This window comes from Paracoccus sp. Ld10 (genome assembly GCF_045064235.1).
Lineage (GTDB): Bacteria > Pseudomonadota > Alphaproteobacteria > Rhodobacterales > Rhodobacteraceae > Paracoccus.
Genome location: NZ_JBISHD010000023.1, coordinates 480,315 through 489,008 on the forward strand (window position 1 = coordinate 480,315; position 8,694 = coordinate 489,008).

The window sequence follows — 8,694 nt, forward strand, 5'->3', positions numbered from 1 at the left end:
GGACCAACAGGCTAAAAGCCGCCGCGCGTCCCCACAACCCGCCATTTCTGCTTTGCGGGAATACCCAGCCGAACTGGGGGCAGCGCCCCCCTTGCGTCAGACTGTCAGGCGGTGCCCGTCATGACCGGTGATGGTCAGGGTCATCAGCGCGCCCTCGGGCTGGTCGCTGGCAAAGGTGACTTCGGCAAACTGTTCGGTCCGGCCAAGGCGCGGACCTTCGGTCAGCACGCGATGCGTGCGCCCCACCTGCGCCTGCAAATGCGCGCGCAGGGCCGCATCACCCGCGGCCCGCAGACGCGCGGCCCGGTCACGGATCGCGGGTCCGGCCACGGCGGGCATCCGCGCGGCGGGCGTTCCCTTGCGCGCCGAATAGGGAAAGACATGCAGAAAGGTCAGGCCGCAGTCATTCACCAGTTTCAGCGAATTGTCGAACATCGCCTCGGTCTCGGTCGGAAAACCCGCGATGATGTCGGCGCCAAAGATCATGTCGGGCCGCAGTCGCCGCGCCTCCTCGCAGAACGCGATGGCGTCGTCGCGCAGATGGCGGCGCTTCATCCGCTTCAGCACCATGTCGTCGCCCGCCTGCAGCGACAGGTGCAGATGCGGCATCAGGCGCGGTTCGGTCGCGATGGCCAGCATCAGGTTCTCATCCGCCTCGATCGAATCGATGCTGCTGATACGCAGGCGCGGCAGGTCCGGTACCAGCCGCAGGATGCGCATGACCAGATCGCCCAACCGCGGCGTGCCCGGCAGGTCGGCGCCCCAACTGGTCAGGTCCACTCCGGTCAACACGACCTCGTTGAAGCCGCGGTCGACCAGACGCTTGATCTGCTCGATCACCACGCCCGCCGGAACCGACCGCGAATTGCCACGCCCGAACGGGATGATGCAAAAGGTGCAGCGATGATCGCAGCCGTTCTGGACCTGGACATAGGCACGGTGCCGCCCGAACCCGTCGATCAGGTGGCCCGCCGTCTCACGCACCGACATGATGTCGTCGACCACGACCTTTTCGGTCTCTCCGATCAGGTCGGGGGCACGCAGGGACGCCCATGTGTCGGGCTGCATCTTTTCGTGGTTGCCGATGACCTTGGTCACTTCGGGCATGGCGGCGAACGTCTCGGGCTCGGTCTGGGCGGCGCAGCCGGTGACGATGACCGGGACGCCGGGGTTCTCGCGCGACAGGCGGCGGATCTCCTGGCGGGCCTTGCGCACGGCCTCGGCGGTGACGGCGCAGGTGTTCACGACGACCGCGCCGGACAGGCCCGCAGCCGCGGCCATCTCGCGCATGGCCTCGGTCTCATAGGCGTTCAAGCGACAGCCCAAGGTGGAAAAGACGGGCGCGCTCATGACAGCCACGCGGGCGTCAGGGTGCCGTGAAAGACGATGGCGGTCGGACCCTCCATCCAGACGCCGTCTTCGCGCCAGTCGATCGACAGCTGTCCGCCGGGCACGTGCACCGTGACGCGCCGATCGGTCAGACCGCGCCGAACGGCGGCCACCACTGCCGCACAGGAACACGACCCGGACGCCAGCGTCGGCCCCGTCCCGCGCTCCCAGATGCGCAGCCGGATCTCGCTCCGCGACAGGACCTGTACGACTTCGACATTGGTGCGCTGCGGATACAGCGGGTGATGTTCGTGTTCAGGGCCGAACCGGTCCAGATCGACCGCATCCGCATCGGGGACAAAGAACGTCACATGCGGATTGCCCATACCCGTCGCCACCGGGCCGCCCGCGATCGGCAGATGGTCGATGTCGACATCGCGCGCCAGCGGGATCGCCTGCCAGTCCAGCACCGGCGGCCCCATGTTCACGCGCGTCAGGCCGCCGCCCGCATCCTCAGCCAGCAGAACGCCGTGATCGGTGCGCAGGCGCAGCGACCCGGCCCCCGTCTGGTCCATCAGCCAGCGCGCGATGCACCGCGTGGCATTGCCGCAGGCCGCCGACAGCGACCCGTCGGCATTCCAGAACACCAGCCGCGCGTCGGCGTCGTCACAATCCTCGACACCGGCCAGCTGGTCAAAGCCCACGCCGCGATGGCGGTCCGCGATGCGCGCGACAAGGCCCGCGTCCGGCCGGGCCAGCCCGCCGCGCAGATCCATCACCACAAAGTCGTTGCCCAGCCCATGCATCTTGAGAAAGGGCAGCCCGGTCGAATGAGAATACGTCATGGCGGCGATATAGGCCGCATCGACCGATTCCGCCAGATGGATTGATTTTTGCGCTTGACGCCAACGGCCACCCCCCATAGGAACCGCCTCGTGATGGGCCCATAGCTCAGTTGGTAGAGCAACTGACTTTTAATCAGTGGGTCACAGGTTCGAATCCTGTTGGGCTCACCACTGTATCCTACTGTGACTGGTCACAGCCGTTAGGCTGCGTCCCTGGGTCGGTACTGGCTCTTTTCAGAAACCAGCCTTGATATTTTCGAATTCGACAATCATCTGCTCGCGCAGCCGATTATCGAGCGGAGCCTGTGCCAGTACTGGCGCGGAAACAGGGCCAAGGCCGATACGATCCAGTGTTTCCACAGGCAAGGCCGCAATGGCGGTCTGGTTGCCGTGGCCATAGCCCCATTCGTTGACGATATATTCGGCTGAAGCAGGCTCCATCCATGCGTTCAAAAAGTCGTACATCAAGTCTTCAGTGTTTGGTCCGTCAACCACGTTCACATAGCCGCAGAACCACGTTGAGGACCCTTCGGTGGCCTCACGGTTGATGGCAACCGGTATGCCCTCGCTCAAAAGGTTCGTAGGCGTTTGATTCCAAGCCCATGCGACAGTTACTTCGCCCGTGGTCATCAGCTGATCCAGCTCTGCGCCGTCCGCCCAGTATGTCAAGACATTGGGGTGCGCCTGACGCAACCACGCAGAGGCGGCCTCAAACTGCTCCTGCGTCGCTGCAGTCCAGTCGGTGATCCCTGTGGCCAGAAACGCGAGCGCGTAAACATCATCAACATTGTTGGGCAGGGACATGCGGCCTGCGTATTGAGCGTCCAGGAACACCTGAAGGCTATTCATCCTGGACGCATCCACCAGATCGGTGCGGTAGACCAAGGACGTCGTACCCCAGTCGGTCGGCAGCATGTAATAACTGCCGTCAATCACGAATCTTTCCTTGATTTCGTTCACGTCATCCCATCGATCAATGCGCGAGGTATCAAGCGGCTCAATCAAACCGGCCAGCTGCCATTTCGACACGGACTGCGAGCAGGGGTGTGCGACGTCGACCTCGAAACCGGCCCGCAACTTTTGAAAAGCCTCTTCCTCTTCACCGAAGAATGAATAATTCGGTGTGCCACCATGCTCCTTGACGTAGGCACCGATAAAGCCGGGGTCTTCGTAGCCGGACCAATCCAGAACAATCAGTTCCTGCGCTTTGGCAAAGGTTGGCAAGGAAACGACAGCGATTGCCGCCGTCGTTAGTTTCAAGGTTCTCAGCATTCATAGCCTCCGGTGTTGGTTCATATTTTATTCAGCAAGAGAACCGCCGACGCGCTCTCCCAGCCGATGCGGACTTGTTGTCCGACTGTTCTCATTTGGCGGTTGCTGGTGTTGCGCATCGACACGACAACCGGTGTGTCAGAGCCTTCGAATTTGACGTCGTAATACGTCAGCTCTCCACGGTACTCGACATCGGTCACGATTGCGGGCGTCTCTTTGTCATAAGCCATCGCGCCATCGTCCAGAATGGTCATCAATTCAGGGCGCACCCCCGCACAGTAGGACCCTGATGCGTCGGCTGCCTGTTGTGGGTTGAACACAAGATCAGCGACACCAAGCCCTTCGATCCTGGTGGTCGCGATGTCGCCCTTTACCTCAAGGACATCAGCTTTAAGGATGTTCATCGCGCCAAAGAACTCCGCCACACGTTTGGAGGCGGGTCGCTTGTAGAGCGCATGTGGAGTGTCCAGTTGCGCGATCTGCCCTTCAAACATCACGGCAACGCGGTCCGACATTGTCAGCGCTTCTTCTTGGTCGTGGGTCACCAGAACAAAGGTGATCCCAAGGCTGCGTTGCAACCGGCGCAGCTCTGATTGCATCTCTTCGCGAAGCTTGCGGTCGAGCGCGGAAAGCGGCTCGTCCAGAAGCAAGACCTTCGGCTTGAGAATCAGTGCGCGTGCCAAAGCAACCCGCTGGCGCTGCCCCCCCGACAGCGCATGGGCGGCACGCTCGCCGTAGCCTGCAAGGCCCACCTTCCCTAATGACTCCGCCACCATCTCGGCCGTTCTGGCCTTGTCCAGACGTTTCGAGCGAAGTCCGTAAGCTACATTCTGCGCCACACTCATGTGTGGGAAAATAGCGTAGCTTTGAAACACCATGTTTGTAGGCCGCATGTTCGGCGGCACCCCGGCCATTGACTGTCCGCCAATCGTTACAGTGCCGGAATCGATCCCTTCAAACCCTGCGATGGTGCGCAACAGCGTTGTCTTGCCACTGCCTGATGGGCCCAAAAGCGAAAAGAACTCACCTTGCTTGATGTGGCAGTTCACGCCGCGCAGTGCGTGGTACGTGCCGTAATATTTTTCGATGTTGGAGAGTTTGATCATCGCCTTACAAAGCCCCGCTTGTTGCTCTGTGACCAAGCCGACGCGCGCTGCGCCGCCTTAGACATTCGGAAAGTGTCAGAAGGACGACCGACAGGATCAGCAGAAGCGTCCCGAGGGCCATCACGCTGGGGATTCGCTGGGGAAAACGCAGCTGCGACCAGATGTAGACTGGCAGTGTCGGTTCGGTTCCTGAGAGGAAAAAGGCGATCACAAACTCATCCAGCGAAATGGTGAAGCCTATGAGAAGGCTGGACATCACACCGGGCATGATCAACGGCAACGTCACCCTCCGAAATGTATTAACGCGGGATTCACCGAGATCGAGCGATGCTTCTTCCAAACTGGGATCAAGTTGCTGAAACGACGAACGTAGAATTGCGATACAAAATGGCGTGCAGATCAATACGTGCCCCATAATAATCGTGTAGATCGAGAGCTTGAACCCCGCCAGAAGCACAACGGTCAGCAAGGAAACACCGATGATGATTTCAGGCAAAAACATCGGCAGCATGATCGCGCCGACCGCAAGACCTTTGCCGGGAAATCGGTATCGAACCGTCGCTGACGTCGCCAATAGACCAAGCGTGGTTGCGATTATAGAACTGACGGAAGCAATGATAAGACTGGTCCCGGCGGCTTTGCGCAGCTCATCTGCAGCGCCCAACGATTTGAACCAGTCAAACGTGAACCCGGACAACGGAAATGCGATGATGCTACTGTCGTTGAAAGCAAAGATTGGCAAAAATATGGTCGGAGCATAAAGGAAGATAATAAAAACGAACATGAACGCTGTGAGAATGCGCCTGCTCATGCCGCGCCCTCTGCTTTCAGGTAGCGACGATTAAGCCAGACGAAAATGCCTGCAACGCTGCTGACCAATATCAGGGCTGATAAGGCAAGCGCGGACCCCAACGGGGCATTATTGGCATTCTTGAACTGAATTTCGATCATGTTGGCGATCATCAACCCGTCTGGTCCACCGACCAGCTTGGGCGTCACGTAGTCACCAATCGTCGGGATAAAGACAATTAGCGTGGCGGCAACAACGCCGGGCATGGACAGCGGCAACGTGATCCGCAGAAACCGCTGAAACGGTGTGTCGCCAAGATCTTGGGCGGCCTCAAGATAAGACCGGTTTACCTTTTCCATCACCACAAAAATTGGCAGTACCGCAAAAGGCAGCCATGCATGGCTCAATGTGATAATCACAGCAAACTGATTGTAGCTTATCCAATCAAGCGGCGCTTCTATAATCCCCAACCCCATAAGCGATCCGTTAACCACCCCGTTGAATCCAAGAATGACCTTCCATAGAAAGATCCGCATTAGGTAGGAGGTCCAAAACGGGATGGTGATCAAGAACACCAGCAATGCCTTGCGATTATCGGGCGCTATAAACGACATGTAATAGGCCGCCGGATACGCAAGGCCGACCGTGATCACAGTGACGATGATCGATATCTTGAGTGAACGCAGCATCAATGTCCGATAGATCGGGCTGGTCCACGTCTCTTTGAAATTGGCGAGCGTGAACGTGCGATCCAGCGTCAGGAAATCCTGCGTCCAGAAGCTCATCGCGAGCAATATAGCAAGGGGTGCTGCCAACAACAGGATCGAGAACGCAAATGGCATACTAATTTGCGACAATCCGCGTCGCGCATCGGAATCCAGCTGTAGGCTTTTTATCATTTTTTCAGTTTCTTTGGGGGTAATGCAATCGCGACTAGTGCACGCGTCATGGATTCAATTCCTTCCGTTACATCTTGATAGGTTCGGCTTTCCGAACGGGCGAAATCGAGAAACATCATGTTCGCGTTGTTAAAAAGCGTCCTGCCAAAAACTGTGCTATCCAGGTCAGGCCTTAACATGCCGCGTGACCGCAGGCCCTCTGCCAATGCCACGACATGATCACTCAGGACGCGGTCAGACCGACGCAGGCGTCGTGCTTCGTCTGATGTGACGTCCGCAAACGAGATTGCGAAACCCTTACGCCAAAGCGCCTTGTTCAAGAGCACCGTTTCCGGTGCAAAGTATTGAAGAAGAAAGGCGCTGAAGACGTCAGCCGCAGGTGCATCAAAATTCGGCGCGAATGCCTGCCCGATATCCTCAAGCCGCTCATTTTCCATGGCGATCAGGGTCATCAGAATCTCGTTCTTGCCCGGAAAATAGTTGTAAAGCGTCCCGACCGAGACCTTCGCCTGTTCGGCGATTTGTTCAGCCTTCACGGCCTCGAATCCGTCGCGCCCGAATAACTCGGCTGCAGCGTCAAGGATAAGCTGCGTTCGCTCGATTTTTTGTTGTTCACGTAATCCCATGACAGCCATGTAAGCGCGGTTCGGGGCAAAAATCAAGAAATATTGTAGTTGCTTACAAAATTAAAACTGACTATAAAAATGGCAACAATGCGCTGCCAAGTCGCAACAACGCGTCGCGACAACTCGCGATCTTTGATAGGACACATCATGATAGCTACATCAAACAGCCCGACCGCCGTCCGCAGCGAAGACAGTCACATCGTGCGCCCTTGGCAGGATGTCACCGCAATTGGACAGAATGAGGCAACCGTGCTCAAAGGCAGTTCAGGCATTTACGTCAAGGACGCTGAGGGCAATAGCCTTATCGACGGTCCAGGCGGTATGTGGTGCGTCAACGTCGGCCATGGTCGCCGCGAAATCATCGACGCGGTTGTGAAACAAATGGGTGAGCTTTCCTACTTTTCGCCTTGGACGATGTCTGCGCCCGTCACGACGAAATTAGCCCAACGTCTCGCCAGCATCGCGCCTGGTGACTTGAACAATGTATTTTTTACCACGGGTGGGTCTACGGCTGTCGATTCAGCGCTGCGCTTTGTTTTTTTCTACAATAACTGCCTTGGTCGCCCTGATAAAAAGCAGATCATCTCTCGTGTGAATGGCTATCATGGCAGTACCTATCTGAGCAGCAGTGTTTCGGGCAAGAAAAGTGAAAAGGCTCATATGGACATGGCAGAGGGCCTTTGCCATTTCATCTCCAACCCCAAACCTAAGAATCGTCCAAAGGGGACATCGGTTGCCCAGTTCGGAGACATGTTAATCACGGAACTGGAAGATAAAATCCTTGAGGTGGGCGCAGATAAAATCGGTGCGTTTATCGCTGAGCCCGTGATGGGTTCGGGTGGTGTGATTGTTCCACCAGAAGGGTACTTTAAGCGATGCCATGAGATATGTCGAAAATACGACATTCTCTTTATTGCAGACGAAGTTGTTACATCCTTTGGACGGCTAGGATACCACTTTGCATCCAAGGACGTCTTTGGAGTCGAGCCCGACATGATCACGACGGCCAAGGGCCTGACATCGGGATACTTGCCGATGGGTGCACTGCTTATTTCAGACCGGTTGATTAACAACATCAATGCGTCAACGAACGAGTATCGCGCGTTCACGTCCGGCTTTACCTATTCTGGCCACCCCGCGTCGGCGGCCTGCGCTATGGCGAACCTCGACTTCTTTGCAAAGAATAGGTTGCTTGAACATGTGCGCGACATCGCGCCTTATTTCGCCACTGCCATGAACTCCCTGAGCGATCTGCCTGTTGTAACCGACGTGCGCGTCGTGGGTCTTATGGCAGGTGTCGAATGCGAACTTGACGCCAGCAATCCCGACGAAGACCGCGACTGCGCTTTCGCCTCAAAGGTGGATGAAGCATGTCAGGACCTTGGCTTGCTCGTGCGTCCGATCTATAACTCTTGCGTCATGTCGCCGCCGCTTACGATAACGAAACCGCAAATTGACACGATGGTTTCGATCCTGCGCGCGGGAATCATGAAGGCTGCAGCCAAGCAGTAACACGGGGGATAATTCACTAAAACGCTGTGAGTGATCACCGTTTGCCGTGAAACGCAAATGCGACCACAAACCCTCTATGCGGCTTAGGTGGATGGCCGGCTCTCATCCCACGCGGGGGTAGTATTTATCGATCCGGCTGTATTCCCTGCGATACGAATCCACGTACCCCACAGTACGAACTCATAGAGTGGGCTGATGCTGTTGAAAAACTCGTCGGAGATTTGCTGCTCGGAGGGACGGCGCAGTGGCCGTCGGGGAATTTCCTGCCTGTTTGAGGCGCGCGCGTTTTGGCGTTTTCAGCCAACCACCGTTGCT

Annotated in this window: 8 protein-coding genes and 1 tRNA gene; 2 read left to right on the plus strand and 7 right to left on the minus strand. The window is 57.3% G+C overall.

The window, feature by feature from the left end:
* Positions 1-96 precede the first annotated feature (96 nt).
* Positions 97-1,350, minus strand: a complete 1,254-nt coding sequence (mtaB, locus tag ACJJVR_RS07715; protein WP_405403532.1) for a tRNA (N(6)-L-threonylcarbamoyladenosine(37)-C(2))-methylthiotransferase MtaB — start codon at positions 1,348-1,350, stop codon at positions 97-99.
* Positions 1,347-2,174, minus strand: a complete 828-nt coding sequence (gene dapF / locus ACJJVR_RS07720) for a diaminopimelate epimerase (protein ID WP_405403534.1) — start codon at positions 2,172-2,174, stop codon at positions 1,347-1,349. The genes mtaB and dapF overlap by 4 nt, the downstream gene beginning before the upstream one ends.
* Positions 2,175-2,269: 95 nt before the next feature.
* Between dapF and ACJJVR_RS07725 the strand changes: the two genes are divergently transcribed.
* Positions 2,270-2,345: transfer RNA gene (locus ACJJVR_RS07725), tRNA-Lys, on the plus strand.
* A gap of 63 nt (positions 2,346-2,408) precedes the next feature.
* Here the strand turns inward: ACJJVR_RS07725 and ACJJVR_RS07730 are convergent.
* From ACJJVR_RS07730 to ACJJVR_RS07750, 5 genes are read right to left on the minus strand one after another with little or no spacing between them, the layout of a single operon-like run.
* Positions 2,409-3,446: an extracellular solute-binding protein gene (locus ACJJVR_RS07730; RefSeq protein WP_405403535.1), complete on the minus strand. Its 1,038-nt coding sequence runs from the start codon at positions 3,444-3,446 to the stop codon at positions 2,409-2,411.
* 20 nt (positions 3,447-3,466) lie between these two features.
* On the minus strand, positions 3,467-4,552 hold the full coding sequence (locus tag ACJJVR_RS07735; protein ID WP_405403536.1) for an ABC transporter ATP-binding protein: 1,086 nt from the start codon (positions 4,550-4,552) through the stop codon (positions 3,467-3,469).
* 4 nt (positions 4,553-4,556) lie between these two features.
* Positions 4,557-5,363, minus strand: a complete 807-nt coding sequence (locus ACJJVR_RS07740; protein ID WP_405403538.1) for an ABC transporter permease — start codon at positions 5,361-5,363, stop codon at positions 4,557-4,559.
* Positions 5,360-6,241, minus strand: coding sequence for an ABC transporter permease (locus tag ACJJVR_RS07745; RefSeq protein ID WP_405403540.1), 882 nt, complete (start codon positions 6,239-6,241; stop codon positions 5,360-5,362). The genes ACJJVR_RS07740 and ACJJVR_RS07745 overlap by 4 nt, the downstream gene beginning before the upstream one ends.
* Positions 6,238-6,876, minus strand: coding sequence for a TetR/AcrR family transcriptional regulator (locus ACJJVR_RS07750; RefSeq protein ID WP_405403542.1), 639 nt, complete (start codon positions 6,874-6,876; stop codon positions 6,238-6,240). The genes ACJJVR_RS07745 and ACJJVR_RS07750 overlap by 4 nt, the downstream gene beginning before the upstream one ends.
* Positions 6,877-7,014: 138 nt before the next feature.
* On the opposite strand from ACJJVR_RS07750, the gene ACJJVR_RS07755 reads away from it, so the two are divergent.
* Complete coding sequence (locus ACJJVR_RS07755; RefSeq protein ID WP_405403544.1) at positions 7,015-8,379, plus strand: aminotransferase; 1,365 nt, start codon at positions 7,015-7,017, stop codon at positions 8,377-8,379.
* Positions 8,380-8,694 lie beyond the last annotated feature (315 nt).

What these genes read in the sequence shown, in the direction of transcription:
- mtaB (WP_405403532.1), bottom strand. Translation starts at nt 1,350, where the DNA reads ATGAGCGCGCCCGTCTTTTCCACCTTGGGCTGTCGCTTGAACGCCTAT.
- dapF (WP_405403534.1), bottom strand. Translation starts at nt 2,174, where the DNA reads ATGACGTATTCTCATTCGACCGGGCTGCCCTTTCTCAAGATGCATGGG.
- ACJJVR_RS07730 (WP_405403535.1), bottom strand. Translation starts at nt 3,446, where the DNA reads ATGCTGAGAACCTTGAAACTAACGACGGCGGCAATCGCTGTCGTTTCC.
- ACJJVR_RS07735 (WP_405403536.1), bottom strand. Translation starts at nt 4,552, where the DNA reads ATGATCAAACTCTCCAACATCGAAAAATATTACGGCACGTACCACGCA.
- ACJJVR_RS07740 (WP_405403538.1), bottom strand. Translation starts at nt 5,363, where the DNA reads ATGAGCAGGCGCATTCTCACAGCGTTCATGTTCGTTTTTATTATCTTC.
- ACJJVR_RS07745 (WP_405403540.1), bottom strand. Translation starts at nt 6,241, where the DNA reads ATGATAAAAAGCCTACAGCTGGATTCCGATGCGCGACGCGGATTGTCG.
- ACJJVR_RS07750 (WP_405403542.1), bottom strand. Translation starts at nt 6,876, where the DNA reads ATGGCTGTCATGGGATTACGTGAACAACAAAAAATCGAGCGAACGCAG.
- ACJJVR_RS07755 (WP_405403544.1), top strand. Translation starts at nt 7,015, where the DNA reads ATGATAGCTACATCAAACAGCCCGACCGCCGTCCGCAGCGAAGACAGT.